The 23524-nt window shown below is 68.1% G+C and carries 24 protein-coding genes; 8 read left to right on the forward strand and 16 right to left on the reverse strand.

Translation table 11 applies throughout. The annotated features are described in order from the left end of the window. Window positions 1-94 precede the first annotated feature (94 nt). Window positions 95-853: an enoyl-CoA hydratase-related protein gene (locus AB0M24_RS07010; RefSeq protein ID WP_363762024.1), complete on the forward strand. Its 759-nt coding sequence runs from the start codon at window positions 95-97 to the stop codon at window positions 851-853. Beyond that, the gene (locus AB0M24_RS07015; RefSeq protein WP_363762026.1) at window positions 853-2079 is read left to right on the forward strand and encodes a pentapeptide repeat-containing protein; all 1227 of its coding nucleotides are present in this window, start codon (window positions 853-855) and stop codon (window positions 2077-2079) included. Before AB0M24_RS07010 ends, AB0M24_RS07015 begins: the two co-directional genes overlap by 1 nt. Window positions 2080-2115: 36 nt before the next feature. Here the strand turns inward: AB0M24_RS07015 and AB0M24_RS07020 are convergent, their stop codons facing one another. Both AB0M24_RS07020 and AB0M24_RS07025 read right to left on the reverse strand, forming a co-directional pair. Next, window positions 2116-2853 carry a thaumatin family protein gene (locus tag AB0M24_RS07020; protein WP_363762028.1) on the reverse strand — a complete coding sequence of 246 codons (738 nt, stop codon included), beginning with the start codon at window positions 2851-2853 and terminating at the stop codon, window positions 2116-2118. A 44-nt stretch (window positions 2854-2897) separates the two neighbouring features. Next, on the reverse strand, window positions 2898-3365 hold the full coding sequence (locus AB0M24_RS07025) for a MarR family transcriptional regulator (RefSeq protein WP_363762030.1): 468 nt from the start codon (window positions 3363-3365) through the stop codon (window positions 2898-2900). Window positions 3366-3802: 437 nt separating this feature from the next. Between AB0M24_RS07025 and AB0M24_RS07030 the strand changes: the two genes are divergently transcribed. Together AB0M24_RS07030 and AB0M24_RS07035 are read left to right on the forward strand one after the other, a co-directional pair. Next, window positions 3803-4927, forward strand: coding sequence for a helix-turn-helix transcriptional regulator (locus AB0M24_RS07030; protein ID WP_363762032.1), 1125 nt, complete (start codon window positions 3803-3805; stop codon window positions 4925-4927). Beyond that, a complete protein-coding gene (locus AB0M24_RS07035) occupies window positions 4887-5873 on the forward strand; it encodes a LuxR C-terminal-related transcriptional regulator (protein ID WP_363762034.1) in 987 nt (328 codons plus the stop codon). The genes AB0M24_RS07030 and AB0M24_RS07035 overlap by 41 nt, the downstream gene beginning before the upstream one ends. Window positions 5874-5878: 5 nt before the next feature. On the opposite strand, the gene AB0M24_RS07040 is transcribed toward AB0M24_RS07035, so the two are convergent. The 13 genes from AB0M24_RS07040 to AB0M24_RS07100 form a co-directional block, all read right to left on the reverse strand. After that, a complete protein-coding gene (locus AB0M24_RS07040) occupies window positions 5879-6292 on the reverse strand; it encodes a cysteine/serine endopeptidase inhibitor (protein WP_363762036.1) in 414 nt (137 codons plus the stop codon). A 55-nt stretch (window positions 6293-6347) separates the two neighbouring features. After that, window positions 6348-8288: a hypothetical protein gene (locus AB0M24_RS07045; protein ID WP_363762038.1), complete on the reverse strand. Its 1941-nt coding sequence runs from the start codon at window positions 8286-8288 to the stop codon at window positions 6348-6350. Window positions 8289-8290: 2 nt separating this feature from the next. Next, window positions 8291-9802: a sulfatase gene (locus tag AB0M24_RS07050; protein WP_363762040.1), complete on the reverse strand. Its 1512-nt coding sequence runs from the start codon at window positions 9800-9802 to the stop codon at window positions 8291-8293. Between the two features lie 52 nt (window positions 9803-9854). Beyond that, window positions 9855-10454: an MBL fold metallo-hydrolase gene (locus AB0M24_RS07055; RefSeq protein ID WP_363762042.1), complete on the reverse strand. Its 600-nt coding sequence runs from the start codon at window positions 10452-10454 to the stop codon at window positions 9855-9857. Further along, window positions 10454-11542 carry an S-(hydroxymethyl)mycothiol dehydrogenase gene (locus AB0M24_RS07060; protein WP_363762044.1) on the reverse strand — a complete coding sequence of 363 codons (1089 nt, stop codon included), beginning with the start codon at window positions 11540-11542 and terminating at the stop codon, window positions 10454-10456. The genes AB0M24_RS07055 and AB0M24_RS07060 overlap by 1 nt, the downstream gene beginning before the upstream one ends. A 22-nt stretch (window positions 11543-11564) precedes the next feature. Further along, window positions 11565-12083 (reverse strand): VOC family protein, encoded by a 519-nt coding sequence (locus AB0M24_RS07065; protein ID WP_363762046.1) that lies wholly within the window; start codon window positions 12081-12083, stop codon window positions 11565-11567. A gap of 49 nt (window positions 12084-12132) precedes the next feature. Continuing rightward, on the reverse strand, window positions 12133-12996 hold the full coding sequence (locus tag AB0M24_RS07070) for a hypothetical protein (RefSeq protein WP_363762048.1): 864 nt from the start codon (window positions 12994-12996) through the stop codon (window positions 12133-12135). 103 nt (window positions 12997-13099) lie between these two features. Then, window positions 13100-13369, reverse strand: coding sequence for a DUF4235 domain-containing protein (locus AB0M24_RS07075; protein ID WP_363762050.1), 270 nt, complete (start codon window positions 13367-13369; stop codon window positions 13100-13102). Further along, the gene (locus AB0M24_RS07080) at window positions 13366-13575 is read right to left on the reverse strand and encodes a DUF3618 domain-containing protein (RefSeq protein ID WP_363762052.1); all 210 of its coding nucleotides are present in this window, start codon (window positions 13573-13575) and stop codon (window positions 13366-13368) included. Before AB0M24_RS07080 ends, AB0M24_RS07075 begins: the two co-directional genes overlap by 4 nt. Then, on the reverse strand, window positions 13572-13955 hold the full coding sequence (locus AB0M24_RS07085; protein ID WP_363762055.1) for a phage holin family protein: 384 nt from the start codon (window positions 13953-13955) through the stop codon (window positions 13572-13574). The genes AB0M24_RS07080 and AB0M24_RS07085 overlap by 4 nt, the downstream gene beginning before the upstream one ends. 33 nt (window positions 13956-13988) lie before the next feature. Then, window positions 13989-14354 (reverse strand): thioredoxin, encoded by a 366-nt coding sequence (gene trxA, locus AB0M24_RS07090; RefSeq protein ID WP_363762057.1) that lies wholly within the window; start codon window positions 14352-14354, stop codon window positions 13989-13991. 78 nt (window positions 14355-14432) lie between these two features. Further along, window positions 14433-17363, reverse strand: a complete 2931-nt coding sequence (locus AB0M24_RS07095; protein WP_363762059.1) for a LuxR C-terminal-related transcriptional regulator — start codon at window positions 17361-17363, stop codon at window positions 14433-14435. A gap of 57 nt (window positions 17364-17420) precedes the next feature. Further along, the gene (locus AB0M24_RS07100) at window positions 17421-18410 is read right to left on the reverse strand and encodes an FAD-dependent monooxygenase (protein WP_363762061.1); all 990 of its coding nucleotides are present in this window, start codon (window positions 18408-18410) and stop codon (window positions 17421-17423) included. Between the two features lie 187 nt (window positions 18411-18597). Here AB0M24_RS07100 and AB0M24_RS07105 point away from each other — a divergent pair, with 187 nt between their 5' ends. Genes AB0M24_RS07105 through AB0M24_RS07120 form a run of 4 tightly spaced genes read left to right on the forward strand, consistent with a single transcriptional unit; the run spans window position 18598 to window position 22710 of the window. After that, window positions 18598-19500, forward strand: coding sequence for an ABC transporter substrate-binding protein (locus tag AB0M24_RS07105; protein ID WP_363762063.1), 903 nt, complete (start codon window positions 18598-18600; stop codon window positions 19498-19500). Next, entirely contained in the window at window positions 19490-20299 is an 810-nt protein-coding gene (locus AB0M24_RS07110) for an amino acid ABC transporter permease (protein ID WP_363762065.1), read from the forward strand. Before AB0M24_RS07105 ends, AB0M24_RS07110 begins: the two co-directional genes overlap by 11 nt. Continuing rightward, window positions 20280-21044: an amino acid ABC transporter ATP-binding protein gene (locus AB0M24_RS07115; protein ID WP_363762067.1), complete on the forward strand. Its 765-nt coding sequence runs from the start codon at window positions 20280-20282 to the stop codon at window positions 21042-21044. Before AB0M24_RS07110 ends, AB0M24_RS07115 begins: the two co-directional genes overlap by 20 nt. A 1-nt stretch (window position 21045) precedes the next feature. Next, on the forward strand, window positions 21046-22710 hold the full coding sequence (locus tag AB0M24_RS07120) for an aminotransferase class V-fold PLP-dependent enzyme (protein ID WP_363762069.1): 1665 nt from the start codon (window positions 21046-21048) through the stop codon (window positions 22708-22710). Here the strand turns inward: AB0M24_RS07120 and AB0M24_RS07125 are convergent. After that, on the reverse strand, window positions 22688-23521 hold the full coding sequence (locus AB0M24_RS07125) for a helix-turn-helix transcriptional regulator (protein WP_363762071.1): 834 nt from the start codon (window positions 23519-23521) through the stop codon (window positions 22688-22690). The genes AB0M24_RS07120 and AB0M24_RS07125 overlap by 23 nt on opposite strands. Between the last annotated feature and the right edge of the window lie 3 nt (window positions 23522-23524).

Below are 23524 nucleotides of genomic sequence, written 5' to 3' on the forward strand. Positions count from 1 at the left end.
CCTTCTTCGGCAAGGGACTTTACAAGGGCGTGAACGCATTCTTCCCATCTGAGACCGGGCGTGGCGCCAGAAGCCGCTGGGTATCGTGCGGCCTGTGAGCGAGTTCCTGGAGCTGTCCGCGGCCGGTCCGGTCGCCACGTTGACGATCAACCGCCCGGCCAAGCGCAACGCGATGAGCTACGACATGTGGTCCGCGATACCTTCGTTGCTTTCGCGTGTTTCCGCAGATGAGAGCATCCGCGTGCTGGTGATCCGGGGTGGGGAGCACTTCTCCGCGGGCGCCGACATCGCCGAGTTCTCGACCCTCCGCCGGGGTGCCGCGGGTGCTGCTCACTACGGCGAGGCAGTGCACAACGGCGAACGCGCCATTGCCCAGCTGGACAAGCCGACGATTGCCGCGATTTCCGGTTTCTGCGTCGGCGGTGGGTGTGAGATCGCCCTCGCCTGCGACATTCGGGTGGCATCTTTCGATGCGCGATTCGGCATCACGCCCGCGAAACTCGGCATCGTTTACAACTTCACCTCCACCAAGGCGCTCGTCGACGCGGTCGGCCCGGCGTGGGCGAAGCAGATCCTGTTCTCGGCGGATTTGATCGACTCGGCCACGGCGTTGCGCATCGGCCTCGTGAACGAGGTCGTCGAGTCGCTGGACGCCCGTGTGAAGGAACTCTCCGAACAGATCGCGGGCCGCGCGCAGGTGTCGGTGCGGGGTGCGAAGAAGATCATCAACTCGATCACCGATGGCGGGCACGAGGACGACTTCGTGCGGGCGTTGTACGCGGAGGCCGCGTCGAGCGCCGACTACGAGGAGGGTGTCAGCGCGTTCCTCGAGAAGCGTCCGCCCCGGTTCTGATGACGTCGTCACGGGTGCCGCTGGAACCGATGCCGCGCAAGGTGATCGCCTGGGTGGCGGCCGGTATCGCGCTGTTCACGATCGGGCTGGTCGTGCTGCTGTGGTGGTGGGGCACGGCCGGGTTGTCGGGCAAGGAGCTGGTGACCGCGAGGCTGGACGCGTTGCGGACCGGGCTGAGCATCGGCATCGGTGGTGGCGGGGTTTTCGCGCTGTATTTGGCGTGGCGACGGCAGCACGCCACCGAGATGGGGCTGGTGCAGAAGGAACGCGACCAGGCTGACGTCGAGCGTGCTTTCGAGCTGCAGCGCGAGGTGGCGGCGTCGACGGAACGCGATGCCGCTGCCCGGCGCGTCACCGACCTGTACACCAAGGCGAGTGAGCAGCTCGGGTCCGAGAAGGCGCCGGTGCGGTTGGCCGGGATTTACGCGTTGGAGCGGCTCGCGCAGGACAACGCCGAGCAGCGCCAGACCATCGTCAACCTGCTGTGCGCCTACCTGCGGATGCCGTACCAGCCGCCCGGTGACGAGCCCGATGGCGAGCGGGAGGTTCGCCGGACCGCCCAGCAGGTGCTCTCGTCCCACCTGCGGCCTGCCGATGAAGCGAGGTACTGGCCGGAGGTCCTGACCCTGCACCTCGCCGGCGCAGTCCTGGTGGACGCGGACTTCCAACGCTGCCGATTCGGCGATGTCGACTTCAGCAAGGCTGTGTTCGCCGGTGCGGCCAACTTCGAGGGAGCGGTTTTCGCCGGGTTGGCGGCATTCGGCTGTGTGGAGTTCGAGCGTGCCGCGTACTTCAACGGCTCCGAGTTCGCGACCACGGTGGTCTTCACCGACGCCACGTTCCACGGGGTCGAGTTCAACGACGGCCGCTTCGGCACAGCGCAGTTCAGGCGAGCGAAGTTCCGTCAGGGGGACAGCGGATACGACCACCCCGGCGACTTCTTCACCCATGCGGACTTCAAGTCCGCGGCGAACTTCCAGCAGGCGAAGTTCGACACAGGAGTGGACTTCACGGCCGTGACCGGTGTGAGGCCGAGCCTCGGTGGTGCTCACTTCGGAGGTCGCACCCTGTTCGATCGCACCTCGGCCGCCACACTCCGTCTGGCGGGAGGTCCAGACTTCAGCGCACGGGTCTCAACCGGCGATGTGGCCGACAGCTCGACCTGGCCCGACAACTGGGTCATCGGCGAGGACGGGGTGATCACAGAGCGGCCGGCTGAGACCTGAGCGCGAGGGCTGGAGAAGCAGCCCCCGCGGTTCCGGTCAGTGGAACGTCACCGTCAGCTTGTTGCAGTCGCGGCAGCTGTACATCACGCGGTTGCCCGGCTCCTGGTCGTGCTTCGACCAGCTGTAGGCCTTCGGGCAGTTGCGCGCGATCGCGTTGCTGTAGGCCGTCTTCGCGTCCCGGTTCGGGTTGACGCACAGCATCGGCTTGCCGGTGGCGGGGTGCCTGCGCAGGTTCGCGGCCGGGCAGTCGGGGAGCAGCGCCTGCGGGCAGCCCGCGGTGCCGCAGAACTGGCCGTTGGGCGGTGGGCCGTTGGTGGGGTTGATCGTGACGGGCACGTTGACGGCGTTGACGTAGCTGACGTTGTACCAGGGCGCGGGGGTGTCGGCGGGGTCGAAGTTGAACTCCGCGAGGCTGACCGGTTGTTCGCCGGTGGTGCAGTGGGACGGGCGCGCGCCGCAGTCGCCTACCAGGCAGTGGAAGGTCGAGCCCGGTTCGCCGGTGCAGTGCTGACGGGCGAAGAACTTGCCGCGCCAGTGGTTGCGCGGGCCCAGCGGGATGCGGACCGACGCTGACTCGCCCGCCTTGAGCATCGGCAAGGACGAGAGGTTCTGCGAGCCGTCGGCGTTCACCGCGCTGCCCACCCAGATCGGGCCGCCGGTGGAGTTGACCAGGGTGACGGAGTACGGCGGCGCGGCCGAGGCGGGGGACGCCAGGAGCGAGCCGACGAGCGCCAGGAGCAGGACCATCCATTGTGGACGTAAGAGTTCTCTCACGACCACGAAGCTATGGCCGCGAGCAAGACCGAGGAACTTCGGTGCTACCCCAGCATTTGCGCGAGCGCCCGGTGGAACACCTCGCGTTCGGAGCTGTCCAGCGACGCCAGCATGCTCGCGTCCACCTTCTGGATCGCGGCCAGCAGCACCATGGCCGCACTTCGTCCCTCGGCCGTCGGGCGCAGCAGCACCTGCCGCCGGTTGGTCTCGCTGCGTTCGCGGTCGCAGTAGCCGAGGGCGACGAGCTGGTCGGCGAGGCGGCTCGCGGCCTGCTTCGTGATTTCCAGCCTCGCGGCGAGCTCGCCGACGGTACCCTCCTGGCGCGCCAGCTCGATCACGAACCACAACGCCGTCGGTGGAACCGGGCGGTAGTCCTGTGCCTCCAGGGCTTGGTGCATCGCCTCGCGGTAGCGGCGAACGACGACGACCAGGCGCTCCGGCGTGGTCCGCGCTCCTCGATCACCCGTGACGACCTCCGGCGGCGGCGAACTGGGGAACGACCTGGGCTGCATGCGCCGACGATACATATAGATGCGGACAGTCTCATAGTGCGACTGTCCTAAGTATTGACAGTTCGTCCCGGTCGCTCGTACGGTCCGTGCGTGCTCCAGTACCGGTTCGTGATGTGTGTGAGCGCTCTCGCGATCGTGTTCGGGTCCGCCCTGCCGGTCAACGCGACGGCGACCACCGCTGTGCGCGCGGAGTTACTCAAGCCGGCGAAGGCCGGCTGTCAGAAGGTTCTGAAGGCTGGGCGGAAGGTTCCGCCGCGCTGCCGTCCGTGTCCGAAGTCGCTGAAGGGGACAGCGATGAAGGCCCAGAAGAAGGCCCAGAAGAAGAGGATCAGGCCACCGAAACGGTGCGTGCCGGTGCCGGACCTCGTGGTCCTGCCCACGGCCGCCGACGGTCCACCGGCGCGCAGGCGCCGAATGCTGACTTGGGGAAACTCAGCATGCGCAAGCACAGTTGTCTCGCCGCCTCGGCGATCCGTCAGACGATCAGCGGGACGAACTTCCCGGAGGCGGCTCGCCTCGCCCATGCCGCACTGGACGCGCCTTCGTGCCGTGCTGACCCGGTCTGCGTCTGGAGGGCGCTGATCTGTCTGGTCGCCGCCGGTGACCTGGTCGCGGCCGACGCGAACGCGGACCGGCTGCCCGACGGCACGATGCGCAGCCAGATCCGGGCGCGGGTCGCCCGGATGTCCGGTGACCTCGCCGCTGCCCGCGACCTGCTGGAGAGCGCGCCGGCGGGGGTGAAGTCGTTGCGGCTGCTGTCCGTGGCGCTGCTGGTCGAGGTGCTGGTCGACGCCGGTGACGTGGACGAGGCCGAGAAGACGTTGCTGGCCGACAAGCTCGACAACGCGCTGTGGCAGCCGTCCGTCCTGCGCCCGGCGTTCCTGACCGCGCGTGCGGCGGTGCACCGGGCGAGGGGCCGTCCGCTGGCCGCTTTCGTCGATCACCTGGTGTCCGGTCACGACCTGCTCGCCATGGGGGTGACGAGCCCGGCGATCGTGCCGTGGCGCGGAAATGCCGCGCTGGCGGCGCATGCCGCGGACAGAGTCGAGCTGGCACAGCGGCTCGCGGCGGAGGAACTGGCCGCCGCCCGGCGCTGGGGCGAGCCGCGCACCGTCGGCGCCGCGCTGTGCACGCTCGGCCGGGTCGGTGGAGGTGACGGTACAGCGCTGCTCTCCGACGCGGCCGATCTCATGACGGTGGCGGGAGCCCGGCACGAACTGGCCGCCATCCGGCTCGAGCTGGGCCGCAGGCTCGCGGCCCGGGGCGACGACGGCGCGGCACGCGGCGAGTACACGTCCGCGCACACCACCGCGTCGCGCACCGGCAACGAACGGCACCTCAAGCAGGCCGAGGACGCGCTCGCCGGCCTGCCGCCCGCGGCCGCGAAAACGCTGACCAGGCAGGAAGACCTGGTGGCGAGCCTCGCGGAGGCCGGGTTGAGCAACCGTGCCATCGCGCAACGCCTGTTCCTGACCGTCAGCACCGTCGAGGTTCATCTGTCCAATGTGTACCGAAAGCTCCGTGTCAACGGCCGCAACGACCTCTCCAGAGCACTGCGATGAACGCACCCTGCGCGCGGTCGGGCTGACCCGTCGCGGCACGGACCGCGCCACCGCCATCGCCCTCGCCCGCGAGGTGCTGCGGTCCGGTGCCGCGGACAGCGATGTCCAGCACTGCCTGCTCGTGCTGACGTACGCGGGCACACCTGCCGGGAAACCGGACCTCACCGCACCCAAACAGGCCTGCGAACTGGTCGAGCAGGGGCGCTGCGACGAGGCGCTGGACGTGCTGCTCGCCTGTGCCGAGTCGCCGGAGTCGCTGTTCGCGAGAGGGCGCCTCAACCAGGCGGCGGGTCAGCACGACCGCGCGTACGCGGACTTCCTGGCGGTGGGCAGGGCGGCGGAGGCGGTGGGCATGGCGAATCCCGCTGTGATGCCCTGGTGTTCCGCGGCGGCCATCAGCGCGCACGAGACGGGCAGGGCGGTGGTGGCGCGGTCGCTCGCGGAAGCCGAACTGGTCGCCGCTCGCCGCTGGGGTGACGCGCGCACCGTCGGCCGTGCGGTGCACGCGGTCGGGCTGACCGGCGACCCTGACCGTGCTGTCACGCGGTTCACCACGGCCGTTCGGCTGCTGGGTGACGCGGGAACGCCCGCCGAGCTGCTGTCCGCACGGCACCACCTGGCGCAAGCGCTTGCCACGCAGGGAAGACACGCCGAAGCGATCGAGGTCTGCACCGAGTCCCTCGCCCTCGCCAAGACGAATCCACTGTGGACCCGGCAGGCCGAGGAGCTGGGTGCCCGGCTGGAGAGGCTGAGCAGGCTCACCCCGCAGGAGTCGCGCGCGGCGGCGCTCGCGTGCGGCATGAGCAACCGGGAGGTCGCCGCCGAACTGGGGGTGACCACCAGAACCGTGGAGCTGCACCTGACTCAGGTGTACCGCAAGCTGGACGTGACAGGGCGGCGTGAGCTGAACCGGGTGATCCTCCGGCTCGGCGTCACGCCGCCCTGAGTTCGTCAGCCGCGAACGAACTTCCACTTGAGGTTGATGACCCCGCGGTCCGGGTCGGCCAGCTTGCGGAACGCGGGCAGGCTCAGGTCGATGTGGTCACGGCCGCAGCCCATGCACTTGTCCTTGACCTTCGCCCTGACCGTCTTGCCGTTGAACGTCGCCACGACGAACACGTTGCGGCACAACCGGTCGTTGTTCGGGTTCGGCGCGGTCCAGTAGACCGGCGACACGGCCACCAGCACCTCGCTGCTCGCGTCGACGGGGTCGCCGCACGCACCGGTGCCGCGGTCGTCGTAGAAGGTCGCCTTGCCGTCGACCACCTGCCCGAACGGGATGGCGGCGTTCGCGTCCACCGCCGCCACCAGCGTCAGGGCGGAGGCCGCACCGATCACGGTCAGGAACTTTCGGGTGAATGTCATGTGTCCCAAGCTATTCAGCCGGAAGCACCCTGCCCATCTCGGTGCGACCCCAGGATCAGCAACCTGGATTTCCCTGTCGTGGCAACGTGAACAGCGTGACCGAGTACGGCGGAACGCCGGCGTTGAACGAGTCCGCGCCGACGTTGCGACACGACTCGGCCATCCGCACCGCGCCGGGGTTCTCCCTGGTGTTGGCCGAAGTGAAGCGTTCCGGCGCCACCGTGCGCACCTGAGCGCGCCCGTTGCCCGTGAACCCGCGCAACAGGATCCTGGTGTCGACGGCGTCGCCCGCTACGGGCGACCGGTTCACCACCAGCACGTGCACGGTGCCGTCCGGTGCCCTGGTCGCGGTCACCGCCAGCTTGCCGTAGTTCTGGCGGCAACGGTCCCGCGGAGTGCCTTGCCCGTCGCACATCTCGGCCTCGTCGGGACTCCGTTGCGGATTCCCGGCAACGCTCTGCCGGACTCGGACCCCGCCCGCGTCGAACAAAGGCCGGACCGCCTCGCGGGCCCACGCCTCGGCGGAGTAGACCCGGCCGCGGCCCAGCAACGTGTACATGCCGTCCGAGCTCAGGTCGTTGCCCTCGACCCACGGCACGCCGAGTTCGAGGTAGTCGATCCACTGAGTCGCCATGTACAGCGCGTGGGTCATCGAATAGGTGTACTCCGGATACACCCCACCGCCATCAGGACCCCACAACGCACCGTACTCCGACACCGCCACGTACGGGTTCCCGGCGGCGTTGCGCCGGACCGAGTCCTGCAGTTCCGCGAACTTCCGCCGTTCGTTCGCCGCTCCCAGTACGTGCCAGTCGTGACTCTCCACAGTGGAGTCCCAGTCCGCCGTGCCGCTGCCGGAGAAGTGCGTGTACGGGTGCGCGGTCAAGCAGTCGAAGGCAACGCCGGCCGTCACGAACGCCTGCTTGCCCCACGAGGAGCACACCTTCAGCGACGGGTCGACCTGCCGCATCGCGTCCCGGAACTGCACATAACCCTTGTGGGCGGAGGTGTACGACGCCACGACCTGGGCGCCACGCGGCGGGATCATGCCGTGCTGCCCGTCGCCGAACGCCACCGAGCCCCGGAACTCGTCGAGCACGAACTGCCTCGCCTGCGGACCTCCCAACGAGTCCACGCGCTGCCACACCTCACCACCGACGCGCAGTTCCAGGTCCTGCACGGACGGGTAGTTGAGGTCGAACACCTGCCCAGCGGTGCCGTCGCTGGGCACGTCCGCGGTGCTGCCGCCGCACTTCCCGTCCGGTGTGGACAGTTTGCCGAGCCGTTCGCCGGAGATCCGCCGCGTGCCGCCCCGGACGTACTGCTCCAGCGCCTCGTCCTCGTTCTGCGACATCCAGTACCGCTGGTTGGCGTGGTAGTTCTCGTTGCCGAGCTCCCACCGCGTGACGTGGTACGGCTGCGGATGATCCGCGGGTCGGCGCTCGGCCCAGTCCACGCCGCCGTTGGGGTTCACGCCGTCGCCCGCGGGCGTGTTGAGGTACTCGACGAGATCGGCCGCGTCCGCCGCGGTGCCGATCGCCATCGGCACCATGATCTGCGCCTGCGCCCCGAGCGCGGCGGTGAACCGCATGTGCTCGTCGAGCCCGTACGTCGGCAGCCGTCCGTTCAGCACGTCGTCCGCCGGGTCGCCCGCGTTCCCGAGGTCGATCCGGCCGTCGCGCTGGCATCTCCGTTCGGCGCCGATCGTGCCCTTCCACTGAGTCGTGTTAGCGACCGTGCCGCCGGGCCAGCGCAGCACCTTCACGCCCATCGACCGCGCTTTCTCCAGCGCGTCCGGCACCGGCCGGTCGTTCACCGGGTCCCACGTGCCGTACCCGTCGAACGTGTACCGGTGGTTGACGCCGAGGAACGCGCCCGGCACCGGACCCTCGTCCTCCCCGGTGAACACGGTGATCTCGGCCGGTGCGGCGGAACTGCTCGGCGCCACGACGACCGTGGCCGCGAGCGCCAGCGCGAACGCGTTGTGCAGCCTCATGGTCAGCCTCCCTGCACGTGTGCGGCGGCCCAGCAGTTCTGCGCGCAGCTCGCCAGCTCCCGCAGCGGTCCTGCCAGCTGTCCCGCCCGTGGTGCGTTCGGCTTGTTGTTCTGCTGCAACGGATCGACTTTCAGGTCGTAGTACTCCTTCTCGCCGTTCGCGTACTCGACGTAGAGGTCGTCACGAGTGCGCACGGCTTTGTACGACGGCGGGCCGGCGGCAAGGTCCTCGAAGTCCGGATCGTCCGCGCTCGCCTGGGGTTTGCGGTGCTCGACCAGCGCGGCGTTGCGCCAGTTCGGCTGGTTCTGGTTCCTGATCAGGGGCAGGAGGCTGCGGCCGTCGCGGTCGGGCGGGTTCGCTCCGGCCATGTCGAGGAACGTGGCGAACAGGTCGACGTTCTGCACGATCTCGTCGCGCACGAAGTCACCGTTTCCCGTTCTGCCAGGCCTTTTCACCAGCAACGGCACGTTGACGTCGTGGTCGTAAGCGGTGCCCTTGCCGCGGATCAGCCGGTGCTGCCCGAGGTGGAACCCGTTGTCCGAGCCGAAGACGATGAAGGTGTCGTCGCGTTCGGCCGGGGTCAGCTTGGCGAGCACGCGTCCGACCAGGTCGTCGACCGACTGGACCATGCGGATGCGGTTGCGGAAGTCCTGGCGCAGCTCGTCGGTGATGCCAGGGCCGAGCGGATCGCGCCGCACCCAGCCGGGCTTGTCGGCGGTGTCCTCGTCGAACGACGGCAGCTCCTGTGCCACGTCGATGCTCGGGCAGCTCGGACCACCGCAGTCACCCTGGGGGAACTCGCCGCCGGGCCGGTCGCGGGGTGCCGGTGGGAACCGCGGTTCGCCTTCACCGGGCTGGAACGGCACCCGCGCGTGCGGCGCGAACGGTGCCACCTGCAGGAAGAACGGGCTGTTCGGGGCCTGCCGGCGGGACCGGTCGAGGAAGTCCTCCGCCGTGCGGGCCAGGCGGTCGGTCAGGTAGACGTCCTGGCCTGGCTGCAGCCTCTTGACACCGGTCTCGCGGACGTAGTCGGTGATGCTGTACTTGAGCTCGTTGTAGCCGCCGCCACCCGCGACGTGCCACTCGTCCCAGCCTTGCGGCACCTTGAAGTTCTCGCCGACCGGGTACTCGTTGATGTACTTGCCGAGGTAGCCGGTGCGGTAGTTCTGGCGGTGCAGCGCCGCCGCGTAGGTGCGGTCCTCGTGGCGTTCGAAGGCCGCGTAGCCGCCGTTGTCGGTGCCCACGTTGGTGAGCACGCCGGTGTTGTGCGGGTGCTCGCCGGTGAACATCGACGCCCTGGACGGGCAGCACAGCGAGTTCGAGACGAAGTAGTTGGTGAACCTGGTGCCGTTGTTGGCCAGGGACCTGGTGTTGTCCATGTACTTCAGCAGGTCCGCCGACAGGTCGTCGACCAGGAAGAAGATGATGTTGGGGCGGGCTGCCTGCGCCTGCAGCGGGGTGGCCGTGGTGACCAGGCCCGAGAGGAGCATGAGGACTAGCGCGAACCGTCTCATGCTCCCTGGACGCTAGTGACGGCGCAGGCAGCCCGGTACTTCGGTGCGACCCCTAGAAAATCTCCGCCGCGATCGTCGTGTCCGGGCCGTGGCCCGTGTGCACGACGGTGTCGCCGGGCAGTTCGAACAGCTTCTCCCGGATGGACTGCTCGATCGTCGGCCGGTCCGAGAACGACCGGCCCGTCGCGCCGGGCCCGCCCTGGAACAGCGTGTCGCCCGTGAAGACCGCGTTGAGCGACGGCACGTAGAAGCACACGGCGCCGGGGGAGTGGCCCGGCGTGTGCAGCACGTGGATCTCCTCGCTTGCCACGGTGAGCACCTGGCCGTCCTGCAACGCCTGGTGCGGGATCACGCCCGTGTGGGTCAGCGACCAGACGATGTGGTCGGCCTGGTGCAGAGCCATCGGTGCGTTGGTCGCATGAGCCAGGTCGGGCGCCACGCGGACGTGGTCGTCGTGCGCGTGGGTCAGCAGGATGGCCACGACTTTGCGGCCGTCGACGACCTTGAGGATCGCGTCGACGTCGTGCGGGGCGTCGATCACCACGCACTCGTTGCTGTCGCCGATCACCCAGACGTTGTTGTCGACGTCGAAGGTCTCGCCGTCCAGCGAGAACGTGCCGGACGTGACGGTGTGGTCAACGCGCAGAGCCATCAGAAGACCACTACCGATCGCAGGACGTCGCCGTGGTGCATCTTCTCGAAGGCGCCTTCCACGCCGTCGAGCGCGATCTCCTCGCTGACGAAGGCGTCGAGGTCGAAGCGGCCCTGCTGGTAGAGGTCGACCAGCATCGGGAAGTCGCGGCTGGGCAGGCAGTCTCCGTACCACGAGGACTTCAGGGCACCGCCGCGCCCGAAGAAGTCGATCAGCGGCATGTCGAGGCGCATGTCCGGGGTCGGAACGCCCACCAGGACAACGGTTCCGGCCAGGTCGCGGGCGTAGAAGGCCTGCTTCCAGGTTTCCGGGCGGCCCACCGCGTCGATCACCACGTCCGCGCCGAACGCGTCGGTGAGGTCCTGGATCGCCGTCACCACGTCGTCGACCTCGCGCGCGTTGATGGTGTGGGTGGCGCCGAAACCCTTGGCCCACTCCAGCTTCCGCGGGTCGGTGTCGACGGCGATGATCTTCGCGGCACCGGCGATGCGGGCGCCAGCGATGGCGCCGTCGCCCACGCCGCCGCAGCCGATCACGGCCACCGAGTCGCCGCGGCCCACGTTGCCGGTGTTCATGGCGGCACCGACGCCGGCCATGACACCGCAGCCCAGCAGGCCGACCGCGGCCGCGCGGGCACTGGGATCGACCTTCGTGCACTGTCCTGAGTGGACCAGGGTCTTCTCGATGAACGCGCCGATGCCCAGCGCGGGCGACAGCTTGGTGCCGTCGGTCAGCGTCATGGGCTGGGAGGCGTTGAACGTCGAGAAGCAGTACCAGGGCTTTCCCCGGCGGCAGGCACGGCAGGTGCCGCAGACCGCACGCCAGTTCAGCACCACGAAGTCACCGGGCGCCAGGTCGGTCACGCCCTCGCCGACGGACTCCACGACACCCGCGGCCTCGTGGCCGAGCAGGAACGGGAACTCGTCGTTGATGCCGCCCTCGCGGTAGTGCAGGTCGGTGTGGCAGACGCCGCACGCCTGGACCTTCACCACGGCCTCACCAGGGCCGGGATCGGGAACGAGCACAGTGGTCAGTTCGACCGGCTGGCCTTTTCCTCTGGCGACAACACCCTTGACCTCTTGCGCCACGCTGCGACTCCGTTCTCGAAGATCACTTGATCAACGTCGTGCCTTCGAACTCGCCGAGTTCCTCCCGGTAGAACTCAATCCCTACACCGTTGGGGTCGCGGATGTACAGGCTGTCCTCGACGCCGCGGTCAGGGCCCAGGTACTCGATCCCGCCGTCGTCCAGCTTGGCCTTGATCTCGTCGAACCGCTCGGGCGAGATGGACAGCGCCATGTGCTGAACGGCGCCGATCGTCTCCATGAACGGAGGGTGGTCGTGGCCGGGGAAGTCGAAGAACCCCAGCAGGTTCTTGTTGCCCAGGTCGAAGAAGAAGTGGCTGGAGCCGTTGTAGTCGCGGTTCTCGACCAGCTCCACCAGGGGGAAGCCCAGGAACTCCTGGTAGAACTCGATGGTCTCCTCGACGTCCTTGCAGATCAACGCGATGTGGTGGACGCCTTTGGTGGGCGAGCCGCCGCGCTCGTCGAGTGGCCGCACGTATCGTTTGCGCAGCTCGTCGCGCTTGGTCCTGATCGCGTCGAGCTCGGCACCCTCTGGTTGTGGCATGCGACCGAGAATAGTTGAGTGTTCAAGTGTTCGCTGGGGTAGAAGGTCCTCAGCCCGCGACGCCTTCGTACTCCACCGAACGATCTTCGTGCAGCAACGTCGCCTGCAGGTAGGCCACCGAGGTCTCGCGGTCCAGCCGCGTGTCGCAGTCGAACCGGGCCAGCGAAAGATCACCCGGTTGCCGCGCGTAGGCCTTCAGCGTCGTGATGTCGTGCAGGCCGAAACCGTCGTCGATGCCCCACTGGGCGAGGTTGGCCGCGCTCATCAGCTCCTCGGCGTCGTCCAGCGACGGTGCCGTGAAGAACAGCCTTCCGTGCACGTAGACGCCCCGCGCGCCGCTGGGGGAGATGAGCGTGACGGGCGTGCCCGTGCGGCAGGCCAGGAAGTGGAACGCGATGCCGCCGCCGAGCGACCCGACCACGGTCGCCGCGGGCAGGCCGCTCCAGGTGACCGGGCGTTTCGCGAACGCCTCCGCCTGGCCCAGCAGGAACTCGCGGTAGGTCTGCGGGTTCAGGTCCTGCAGGTAGTTCCACATCCGGAAGACGTGGTGGTAGCCGAGTTTCCCGGCGAGCTCCAGCGCCGCGCGGAACGCGAGCCGGCCCGCGTAGGTGTGCTCGTCGCACGGCGGAATCCGCCCGGCGCAGAACAGGTACTCGCCGTCGTGGGCGTAGGTGATCGCCTTGTGCTCGCCGGACTCGACGCCGCGCGAGCTCGTCCAGACCTCGGCGAAACCACGCCCGTCGTCCTCGGCCAGGTGCACGGTCAGCTCCGGATGCCCCGCCGTCAGCACCGGGTTGAACGACGTGCCGGCGAACCGCACCACGCCCAGCCTGGAGCGGGCGGGGTCGTCCGGAACCGCGGACAGCGGCTCGAACCTCGACGACAGCGCACGAGCCCGCAACTGACGAGTCATCACTGGCCCTTTCGCAGGAGACCGTCAGATTAAGTCGCGAAACGATTGGTGTGTACCTTTACGTCTCGATTGGCCTGGTGCGCGGGAGCGCTTCGAGCGGCGATCAATCCTCTTCGTCGCCGGGCCATTTGCCCGTCAGCTTCTGAAATCCCTTGGCGCCACCGCGGTCGATCGCGGCTTTCACCAGCCCGAAGATGGCACCCTGCAACGCCGCTGCCAGCAGGACCTCGCGCCAACTGCGGTTCCGCATCGTCGCGCTGGGTGCTTCTTCGTCACCCGCCACGACTTTCCACACTTGACCAAAGATCGCGGTTGCGAGGAACCCTCCCAACGCGCCGAGCAGCATTCCCAGTGGGCGGTACAGGAACTTCATCCATTCCTCCTGGAAAGTTTCCAGATGAGGAGGACAACCCCGATGAACGCGGCGGCGAGAACCGCCGACGGCAACGGCTTGCGTTGCACCTGCGCCTTCACCCGGCCGGGCACGTCGGCCTTGTGCGCCAACGCTTCCACGGTCTCACCCAGCTCCTGCCGGGTCCGCTCGACCTCGTGCTGCAGATCCTCCCTGGGACCGTTCATCGGTGTGCCCCCTCCTTGATCGCCGCGATGTCGTCGTGGACGTTCTCCACCACCTGCAGCGGCCGGGCCGCACGCCGGACCTGTCCGCGTCCCACGAGCGCCGCGACACCCGCGACGAGCAAAAGGGCGGCCGCGACGATCAACGCGGCCGCCCACGGCGGTACTACGAGGGTGAGCAGCAGGATCAGGCCCGCGACGACGCTGAGCCCGCCCCACCACGCGAACACGCCGGCCGCGCCGAACATCCCGGCGCCGACACCGGCGTGCTTGCCCTTGTCCTTGAGCTCAACGACCGCGAGACGAATCTCGTCGCGAGCGAGCCTGCTCACCTGCTCGGACAGCTGACTGACCAGCTGCGCGGTCGACGTGTCGGTGTTCATGCACGTCAGGTACCCACAGCCGGCCGTTGTGAATCAGCCCTGCTGGGCTTCCTTCACCTTCGCGTGAACCTCTTCCATGTCCACGTCGCGCGCCTGCTGGATCAGGCTGTCCAGCGCGTTCGCCGGCAGCGCGCCCGGCTGCGAGAACAGCACGACGCCTTCCCTGACGATCATCAACGTCGGGATGCTGCGGATGCCGAACGTCGCCGCGAGCTCCTGCTGGGCCTCGGTGTCGACCTTGCCGAACACCAGGTCCTCGTTCTTCTCCGACGCGGCCTCGAAGGTGGGGCCGAACGCCTTGCACGGGCCACACCACTCGGCCCAGAAGTCGACCAGAACGATGCCGGACCCACCGACCACATCGTCGAAGTTCTCAGTGGTCAGCTCGACCGTCGCCATTGGGGGTCCTCCTCGTCGTTGCTTCGGTGACCCGTTCAACGGCCGATGCGTGTCCGGAATTCCCTGGCGTGCCCGCGGTCACCCTGCTATGTCGGCCGGCAGGTCCGTCCGGTACTTGACGTTGAGCTTGCGATACACGCGGGTCAGGTGCTGTTCGACCGTGCTCGCGGTGATGAACAACTGGTCCGCGATCTCCCTGTTCGTGTGACCCCGCGCGGCGAGTCGCGCCACTTTCCGCTCGGCCTCGGACAAGTCGTACGTGGTGGTCTTCTGCGCCGTGTTGGCGGCTCGTCGCGCGGTCATCCTGGCTCTTCTGGGCTCGCCGACCGCCTGCCACGCTTTGCTCAGATCTTCGAGCGTCCTGGCCAGCTCGTACTGGTCCTGCTGGTCTTCGGCGGCCTGCTGGAGGATCGCCGGGCGGTGTCGCTTGTCCTCTACGGCTGCTCTGAGCCTGAGTTCGTGGCCGGTTCTGGGGTCTTCGAGCAGGGCTCTCGCTTGGGCTTTGTTGCCCTGGTTTAGCCACGCCTCTGCTGCGCCCGCGCGCCACTGCACTATGTCTCGCATCTGCCAGTGGGTCAGCGTCTCGCCGATGAGCAGGAAATCTTTGAGCGCCGCGTGGTTTCGGTTGTTGGTCATGTGGTGGTGGGCTCTTGCGAACGCGTAGTGGATGCCTGCTCTGGTTTCGTGCATGGGTGGGGTCGGGATCTCGGCGAGTTTGTGGGCTTCTTGGTCGCCCGCTCTGGTGGCGGCCAGGAGTGCGGTGCTGAGGGGGTAGCCGATGGCCGTGGCCCATGCTTGGTGTGACAACGTTGTCAGGGCTTGTGTTGCCTGTTTTGTGGCGTTGGTGAGGTCGCCTTTGCGGAGGCTGACCTCGGCTTGGACGCTGATCAGCAGGGCTTTGAGGGTGGTGGAGCGGTTGGCCGGGATGAGGCGGTCGCACCACTCTGCGGCTCTGTCCAGCTCGCCTGCGTAGACGAGGGCGGCTAGGGCGGTTATCGGGTGGTCGGAGACGCTGGTGGTTCGGGCGGCTTGGAGCAGCTCTTCGGCGGTGGTGGTGTCTTGGGAGCCTCGGAGGACTGCTTCCAGGGTGAGGGCGGCTCGGGCCCAGGGTTCGGCGATGTGCGCGAGGGGTGCCACGGCGCGTGCCTGGGGTTCGGTGGCGTGCGCGTGGGGTTCGGCGGCGCGCGCGTGGGGTCCGGTGGTGTAGGTCCAGGGTTCGGTGGCGCGTGCCAGGGGTCCGGTGGCGTGTGCGTGAGGTTCGGCGGCGCGTGCCCACGGTTTGGCGGCGTGCGTGTGGGGTTCGGGGGTGTCGGCCCAGGGCTCGGCGGCGTGGGCCCAGGCTTCGAAGGCGGTCGGTCGACGTGGCGCGGGTTGGGCTGGTGTGGGCAGGGCTGGTGTGGGCAGGGCTGGCGGGCGTTCGGTTGGCGCAGGTTCGGCTGGCGCAGGTTCGGCTGGCGCGGGTTCGGCTGGCGCGGGTTCGGTTGGCGGGGGCCCGGCTGGTGCGATGGCGGTGTCAGACCCGCTTCCTAGAATCGGAAATGGGGGTACCTGGCCGGAGTCGTGTGTGTGGTGGGCGGTCATAGCGCGTGCGTGTCCCGGCAGGTGGCAGTAGAGCCAGGCCCGCAGCACGCCCGTCGTTGGACTGGCGCTTGGCGCTGCGGAGGTTTTGGGCAGGCGGGCTGCAGCGGCGCTGGTCATCTGTGCCGCTGAGGTGCGGGGGCCGCGGGCTGCGGAGGTTTCGGCATTACCTGGTGCCGGGCTGCCGGCGATCTGGCCGAGCACGGTGGTGGCGTCGGCGTTGCGGCCGTGCCACAGCAGCAGGCGCGCCAGCGACAAGGACTCGCTCGGGTCGAGCAAGCTTGAGCGAGCAGCGGCCATCAGGGCCGGGACGTGGCGCGCGGCCGTGACCGGGCTGTCGTGCCATTCCACCGCGGCGAGGCGCGAGCGGGCTGAGGCGCGGGAGGAGTCGTCGGTGGCTGTGCGGGTCGCCAGTTCCAGGTAGCGGACGGCCGAAGAGGAAGCGCCGTCCTGCAGCGCGAGTGAGGCGGCTGACTGGAGGACCGGCGCTGCCCAGGCCGCCAGCGGGCGGTCGGCCGCCAGAAGGTGCGGGGCTACGAGAGAGGCGGGCGAGCCGCGGTCGAAGAGCAGGCGGGCGGTGCGCAGGTGCAGGTCGCCTCGTTCGTGGCGGGGGAGCGCGTCGAGCAGGTAGCCGGCCAGAGACGGGTGGCGTAGCGCGCCGTCCAGCACCAGGCCGGACGACTCCATCGTGGCCAGGACGCGTGGGACGACCGCCGGGTCCAGGCCGGTCAGGTCGCTGATCAGGTCGGGCGAACCGAGCACGGCCAGCGCCAACGCGGTCTGCAGGACGTACGGGTGGCTGCGGTGCACGCAGGCCAGAAGGTCCTCGCGCAGCGAAGAGGAATCCAGGACGGCGTGCACCAACAACGGGTTGCCGCCGGTCAGACGGTGCACCTCGAGAGCGCGAGGGCCGGCTAGCAGGCTCGCCTCAGAGACGTTGAAAACGCCCACGCGCAGACGGTGGCAGTGGCGTTCGCGAGAGAGGGCGCCGACCAGGGGCGTGGGGCCGTCGGCTTCGGTCAGGAGCAGCAGCACACGACTGCCACACACGCGGCGGGCGGCGTAGAAGAGGCAGTCCAACGAGAGAGGGTCGGCGTGCTGGATGTCGTCGACGGTGATGAGCAGCGGGACGTCCGACGTCACCAAACGTGTCGACAGGGTGTGGAGTTGGACCGGGTCCAAGGCCGACGAACCGGGTGACACGGGGAGCAGTTGGGAGAGGACGCCCAGCGGCAGGGCCTGTTCGGACGGCGTGCAGGTGGCCGTCAGGTGGCGCAGGCCGGTGGCTGACGCTATTTCCGCGAAAGTGTGAATCAGCTCGGTCTTGCCGGTGCCGACGGGGCCGGTCACCGAAGCGACCTGTCCATTTCCGGAAAGGGTCAGACCCAACAGGGTGCCGAGGAGTTCGAGCTGGGTGGTTCGTCCGATCAACTTCACGTCCCTGCCACGTCACCGACCGCGTCGGCAGGTCACCCGAAAAGGTGTGATTCACTCCAACGGCCTAGCTTGAAACAATTGTGAACGCAGGTCGTCGACGAGCGCGGACGGCGTGTCCGCAAACCCGAAGACATAGTGGTCGGGGCGGATCAGGGCCGTGCGGGCGCCGGACGACATCAGGAATGGCACGTACACGTTCTCGGTGTCGACGACAGCGCCGGGGCGAGCCGGAGAACCGGCCGGGAGAACGCGGACGACCTTGCAGCCCAGGTCGTCGAGGAACGCGCGGCGCGACCGGCCGAGCGAGTGCACCTCGTCCAACGCGAGCAGGACGAAGCCCGGACCCAGCACCTCGTCCAACGGGCCGCGCACGTCCGGCGATTCCACGATCGCGGACGGCAGCAGCGGGCCGTCGAGAGGGAACGTGTCGAGCAACGAACCATCAGCCCGCCCACGAAGTACCAGGTCAAGCTGCCAGGAGAGCGTGGAGACGTCGAGCAGGCTCGGTCTGACCGGCAGCAGGATCCGGCCGGACCGCCAGCCCGGGAGGTGGCCGTGGAAGCTGTGCCGGCCGTCGCAGCTCACGATCCACGACGACGTCAGGGGTTCGAAGCCGATCAAGGACGACGCGTGGCCGCCGTGATCGACCAACAAAGAGGCGGCACGGCCGTGGAGGATCTGCAGGTTCGGCAGGCGAGAAGCGCGGGTGGCGAGAGCGGATTCCAGGCCGGACTGCCGGAACATCGTGAACGGGCCCCGCTGGAAACGCAGGATCGGGCCGCGCAATTCCAGTTCGGTGCCGGGAACGCCGATTCCGGCCAGCACACGTCCGATTCCGCAGTTCGACAGCACCCGCAGAGTCGCTGAGTCCAGCCCGACGACCCGCGGAAACTTGTCCTCGGAACCAGAAGGATCGGCCAGCGTGACCAGCCAGCCGCGCTGGGCCAGCAAAACGGAGAGCGCCCAGGCGGAAACACCACGCCCTATGACCAGGACGTCGGTGTCCGGGCAGGAATGAGCGGACGGTATCGGCATCGCCATCGCCGACCTCCCCTTTTCTCGCAAGTACACCTCGAAGAATTGAGCATGCGGAGGTGAATTCCCGGAGACAACCCGTGTCGAGACGAGGCCCACCACGCCGGCGAGCAGGGGGTGGGTAGGGGTGGCACTAGGGGGTGGCTTCAACTTTTTGTGGACGGGTTCAACTCCAAGTTGTAGCGTGCCCGCCATGATGCCGCGCCTGCTCGTGACCTCGTTGCTCGTCGCAACGCTTGCTGCCTGCGGAGGCACGTCTGACACCACGCAGACGAGCACTCCGCCGTCGTCTGACCTGTCGTCGGTCAAGAAGGACGACGCGCTTGCCGCGCTGGTGCCCGCCGAGATCGCGTCGAGCGGGAAGCTCAAGGTCGGGTCGAACATCCAGAACCCGCCCAACAACTTCTACGACCAGGACGGCAAGACGCCGATGGGGTCGGAGGTCGACCTGATCAAGGCGATCGCCGCCAAGCTCGGGCTGCAGGCCGAGCACAGCGACATGGCGTTCAGCTCGCTGATCACGAGCCTCGAGACCAAGCGCGTCGACATCACGATGGCGGCGATGAACGACACCGCCGAGCGCCAGCAGAAGATCGACTTCGTGGACTACTTCACGTCCGGCATCACGATCATGGTCCAGAAGGGGAACCCGCAGAGCGTCAAGGGCCCGGACGACCTGTGCGGCAAGGGCGTGGCGGTGAACCTCGGCAGCTCGCAGGAGCAGTTCGCCAAGGAGCAGAGCCAGAAGTGCAAGGACCAGGGCAAGCAGGAGGTCCAGGTCAGCGTCACCGACAGCGACACCGGCAACCAGAACCAGCTGCGCACCGGCCGCGTCGCCGCGATCCTCAACGACCTGCCGACCGCCGTCTACGTCGCGAAGACCGCGGGTGACGGCAGCTACTTCGAGGTCGTCCCGCTCGCCCCGATCAACGGCGGCCCGTACGGCATCGGCGTCAACAAGCAGAACGCCAAGCTCGCCGAGGCCATCAAGGGCGCGCTCCAGTCGCTGATCGACGACGGCACCTACACCAAGATCCTGAGCACCTGGGACATCAAGCAGGGCGCGATCACCAAGGCCGCGATCAATGGCAAGTGATCAAGAACTGGAGGTCGTGCCGCTGCGCCACCCCGGCCGGTGGGTCAGCGGCGCGATCATCCTCCTGATCATCGCCGGCCTCGGCTGGGCGATGGCGGAGGCGCAGATCCAGTGGGAGGACGTCCCGGGCTTCTTCACCCACCCGGTGATGCTCGAAGGCCTGCTCAACACCATCGTGCTGGCAGTCGCCGCACAAGGCGGCGCGATCGTCCTCGGCGTCGTCGTGGCGCTGATGCGACTGTCCGCCAACCCCGTCGCCCGGTGGTTCGCCGTCGGCTACATCTGGCTGTTCCGCGGCCTGCCGGTGCTGCTGCAGATCCTGATCTGGTTCAACCTCGCACTGGTGTTCAAGAACATCAGCATCCCGATGCTCTTCTCCGTGCCGACGAACGTGGTCATGACGGCGTTCGTCGCGGCACTGCTCGGCTTGGGGCTCAACGAGAGCGCCTACATGGCCGAGATCGTCCGCGCCGGCCTGAGCAGTGTCGACGAAGGACAGACGGAAGCCGCCAAGTCGATCGGCATGACGCCCCTGACGACGCTCAGGAGAGTCGTTCTGCCCCAGGCGATGCGCGTGATCATCCCGCCGACCGGCAACAACTTCATCAACATGATCAAGGGCACCTCGATGGCGTCGGTGATCGCCTTCCTGGAGCTCATCCACGCCGCGAACAACATCTCGTCGCGCAACCTGGAGATCATGGAAACCCTGTTCGCCGCCGCGGCCTGGTACCTCGTGATGGTGTCCCTCGCGTCGATCGGGCAGCACTACCTGGAGCGTGCGTATGGCCCTCGTTGAGGCGATCGGGGTCCGCAAGTCGTTCGGCCACACCGAAGTGCTCAAGGGCATCGACCTGGAGGTCGAGCGCGGCGAGGTCGTCTGCCTGCTCGGGCCGTCCGGCGCGGGCAAGAGCACGTTCCTCAGGTGCGTGAACCACCTGGAGACCATCGACGCCGGACGCATCTGGGTCGACGGCGTCCCGGTCGGGTTCCGCGCGGCGAACGGGAAGCTGTACGAGCTCAGGGAACGAGAAGCCGCGCGGCAACGCCGTGACGTCGGCATGGTCTTCCAGCGCTTCAACCTGTTCCCGCACCGCACGGCGCTGGAGAACATCATGGAAGGCCCGGTCCAGGTCCTCCAACGCGACCGCGCCACCGTGCGAAACGAGGCGTTGGCGCTGCTGGAAAGGGTAGGACTGGCCGAAAAAGCGGGCTCCTACCCGGCGCAGCTGTCCGGTGGCCAGCAGCAACGTGTTGCGATCGCGCGCGCTCTGGCGATGAAGCCCAAGCTGATGCTGTTCGACGAGCCCACGTCCGCGTTGGACCCGGAGCTGGTCGGCGAGGTGCTCGACGTGATGACCTCGCTGGCCCGCGACGGCATGACGATGATCGTGGTCACTCACGAGATCGGCTTCGCCCGCTCGGTCGCCGACCGCGTGGTGTTCCTCGTCGACGGCGCCGTGGTGGAGAGCGGCACACCGGCCGATGTGCTGGACAATCCACAACAGCCGCGCACGCAACAGTTCCTCGCAAAGGTGCTTTGAGTTGATCGACGCCTCGTACCTCGCCCAGTTCCGCGAACCGGAGGGGTACCTCGACTTCGCCCGCTTCGGCCCGCCGTCGATCCCCGTGGTCACGACCACCTCGCGCCTGATGGAACAGGCCTCGCTCGCGGGGCCCTCCACAGTGGACACGCTGATGCGCGAGGAGCAACGGGTGAAGGCCGCCGTCGCCCGGTTGTGCCGCTCCGACACCGATCACGTGGCGCTCGTCCCGAACACCTCGATCGGCCTGTTCCAGGCCGCGTTCGGGCTGTCCGGGACCGTCCTGTACTCGGCGTCCGAGTTCCCGTCCAACACCTATCCGTGGGTGCGGGCGGGGCTGCCGTCCATCACCTTCGACGGTCCGGTGGCACCCGCCGCCGTCGCAACCCGCCTGACGCCTGAGGTTTCGGCGCTGTCGGTGTCCGCTGTGGACTTCCGCACCGGCTATCGCGCCGATCTGGCGACGTTGCGCGAGGTCATCGGCGACCGGCTGCTGATCGTGGACGGCATCCAGGGCTTCGGTGTCGTCGACGAGCCCTGGGAGCTCGCCGACGTGCTCGTGGTCGGCGGCCAGAAGTGGTTGCGGGCCGGGTGGAGCACGGGCTTCGTGGTGCTGTCGGACCGGGCACTGGAACGGCTCAAGCCCGTGCTGTCCGGCTGGACGGGCGCGGTCGACGCGGGCCTGTTCGACGACTCGGTGCACGACGCCGCACCCGACGCGGCGTCGTGGAACATCACCAACCTCTCGCCGGTCGTGTCGGGCGCCTTCGCGGAGGCGCTCGAACTGGTCGAGCTGGCAGGAGTTTCCGGCCTGGACGACGCGGTGTCCGAGATCGTCACCGAGCTCGAGGAGATCGTGCTGTCGTGCGGCGGCAAGATCGTGTCGGCACGCGAACGGCGTGCGGGGATCCTGGCGTTCACCATGCCCGAGGCGGCTCCCAAGGTCGGGGAAGCGTTGAACGCCTTCGGAGTCACGGCCACGGTCAGGCCTGAGCACGTCCGCTTGTCGCCGCATGCCACGACTTCACGCGGCACGTTGGAACGCGTCCGAGCCGCGCTGAAGTCGTTGTCAGGAAAAGCGAGTTCACCGGTGCCGGCCGCGTTGTCGGCGTTGGTGCCGACGGTCGACAGCCTCGCCTCGGCGCTCGGACCGGACACCGAGGTCGTGGTGCACGACCTGTCGCGGCTGCCCAACTCGATCATCGCGATCGCCGGGTCGCTCACCGGACGGCAGGTGGGCGGCCCGATGACCGATCTGTTGCTGGGACTGGTCAGGCGGGGCACCACCACGGACATGCCCGGCTACGAAACCTATGCGCCCGACGGCAGGGCGATCTGGTCGTCGACGACGTTCGTGCGTGACGCGGCCGGGGTGGCCGTGGGGTGCCTGTGCGTCAACAAGCTGGCCGCGCACGAAGCTTCCGGGCCTGTCGAGTCGTTTCCCCAGGACGTGGACACGCTCCAAAGGGTGTTGGTGGAGAAGGCGATCGCGGACGTCGGTGTGCCCGTCGAGCTCATGAAGAAGGTGCACAAGTCGCAGGTCGTGCGGGTGCTCGACGAGGCGGGGTTCTTCCTGATCCGCGACTCGGTCGATCATCTGGCGGGTGTCCTGGAGGTCACCCGCTACACGATCTACAACTACCTCAACGAGAACCGGGGGACCTGAGCGCGGTGACGTACTTCGCCAGCCTGTCCTTCGACTGGTCGAAGTCCAACGCCACGGAGTCCAGTCGCTCGATCAGGTCCCTGCTCTGCCTGACGACGGTGGGGTCCTGAGCGAAGACCTGGACGAGGTTCGTCTCCGTGAAGACGATCGGGGCGGCCTTCTCGAACTCGTACAGCGTGAACCTCGACTCGAGGCCGGCTGTTCCGGCGTGCAGCGGCACGATGCGGATGATGTTCGTGTTGAACATCAGGCGGAGGTACTGGTCCTCCATGACCTGAGCGTTGGCGACGCGCTGCTGCAACGCGAACTCGTGGAGGTAGAACAGGCACTCCGGGCGGAACGGCCGGCGCAGCACCGTTTGGCGTTCGACGCGTGCGTCGGCATACCGCTCGATCTCTTCCGGCGCGTGGATTCCGCCTTCTGTCAGCAGTTCGCGCGCGTACTGCTTCGTCTGGAACAGGCAGGGCTGCGACGCCACGTCGTAGCTGGTGATCTTCGTAGCTGTCGACTCCGCCATCGCGAGCGTGCGGACGTTGCTCGCCGGCAGGGCGCAGACGAGGTCGAAGGCGTTGTAGTAGCGGCGCTTGAAGTCATCAAAGATGTCTATGTCCTGGCCGCACGCCGTGAGGTACTGCGCGAGGTCGATCTCGCTCGCGCGCGCCTTGCCGTTCTCGATGTTCGAGACCTTGCTCGGATCCCAGCCGAGCTGCAGGGCGAACTTGCGGCCGTTGAGAGTCGAGTACCGCTCGCGCAGCAGTCGAAGCTCGTCGCCCAGGAGCCGGCTGTACGCGGTGGATGTCGCTTGGGTCATGCC

It is taken from the genome of Lentzea sp. NPDC051838 (assembly GCF_040681245.1).
Classification (GTDB): domain Bacteria; phylum Actinomycetota; class Actinomycetes; order Mycobacteriales; family Pseudonocardiaceae; genus Lentzea.

Bases quoted from the DNA above. Each gene is read 5' to 3' on its own strand.
- AB0M24_RS07015 (WP_363762026.1), top strand. From the start codon at position 853: ATGACGTCGTCACGGGTGCCGCTGGAACCGATGCCGCGCAAGGTGATC.
- AB0M24_RS07025 (WP_363762030.1), bottom strand. From the start codon at position 3,365: ATGCAGCCCAGGTCGTTCCCCAGTTCGCCGCCGCCGGAGGTCGTCACG.
- AB0M24_RS07030 (WP_363762032.1), top strand. From the start codon at position 3,803: ATGCGCAAGCACAGTTGTCTCGCCGCCTCGGCGATCCGTCAGACGATC.
- AB0M24_RS07040 (WP_363762036.1), bottom strand. From the start codon at position 6,292: ATGACATTCACCCGAAAGTTCCTGACCGTGATCGGTGCGGCCTCCGCC.
- AB0M24_RS07045 (WP_363762038.1), bottom strand. From the start codon at position 8,288: ATGAGGCTGCACAACGCGTTCGCGCTGGCGCTCGCGGCCACGGTCGTC.
- AB0M24_RS07050 (WP_363762040.1), bottom strand. From the start codon at position 9,802: ATGAGACGGTTCGCGCTAGTCCTCATGCTCCTCTCGGGCCTGGTCACC.
- AB0M24_RS07055 (WP_363762042.1), bottom strand. From the start codon at position 10,454: ATGGCTCTGCGCGTTGACCACACCGTCACGTCCGGCACGTTCTCGCTG.
- AB0M24_RS07065 (WP_363762046.1), bottom strand. From the start codon at position 12,083: ATGCCACAACCAGAGGGTGCCGAGCTCGACGCGATCAGGACCAAGCGC.
- AB0M24_RS07070 (WP_363762048.1), bottom strand. From the start codon at position 12,996: ATGACTCGTCAGTTGCGGGCTCGTGCGCTGTCGTCGAGGTTCGAGCCG.
- AB0M24_RS07075 (WP_363762050.1), bottom strand. From the start codon at position 13,369: ATGAAGTTCCTGTACCGCCCACTGGGAATGCTGCTCGGCGCGTTGGGA.
- AB0M24_RS07080 (WP_363762052.1), bottom strand. From the start codon at position 13,575: ATGAACGGTCCCAGGGAGGATCTGCAGCACGAGGTCGAGCGGACCCGG.
- AB0M24_RS07085 (WP_363762055.1), bottom strand. From the start codon at position 13,955: ATGAACACCGACACGTCGACCGCGCAGCTGGTCAGTCAGCTGTCCGAG.
- trxA (WP_363762057.1), bottom strand. From the start codon at position 14,354: ATGGCGACGGTCGAGCTGACCACTGAGAACTTCGACGATGTGGTCGGT.
- AB0M24_RS07100 (WP_363762061.1), bottom strand. From the start codon at position 18,410: ATGGCGATGCCGATACCGTCCGCTCATTCCTGCCCGGACACCGACGTC.
- AB0M24_RS07105 (WP_363762063.1), top strand. From the start codon at position 18,598: ATGATGCCGCGCCTGCTCGTGACCTCGTTGCTCGTCGCAACGCTTGCT.
- AB0M24_RS07110 (WP_363762065.1), top strand. From the start codon at position 19,490: ATGGCAAGTGATCAAGAACTGGAGGTCGTGCCGCTGCGCCACCCCGGC.
- AB0M24_RS07125 (WP_363762071.1), bottom strand. From the start codon at position 23,521: ATGACCCAAGCGACATCCACCGCGTACAGCCGGCTCCTGGGCGACGAG.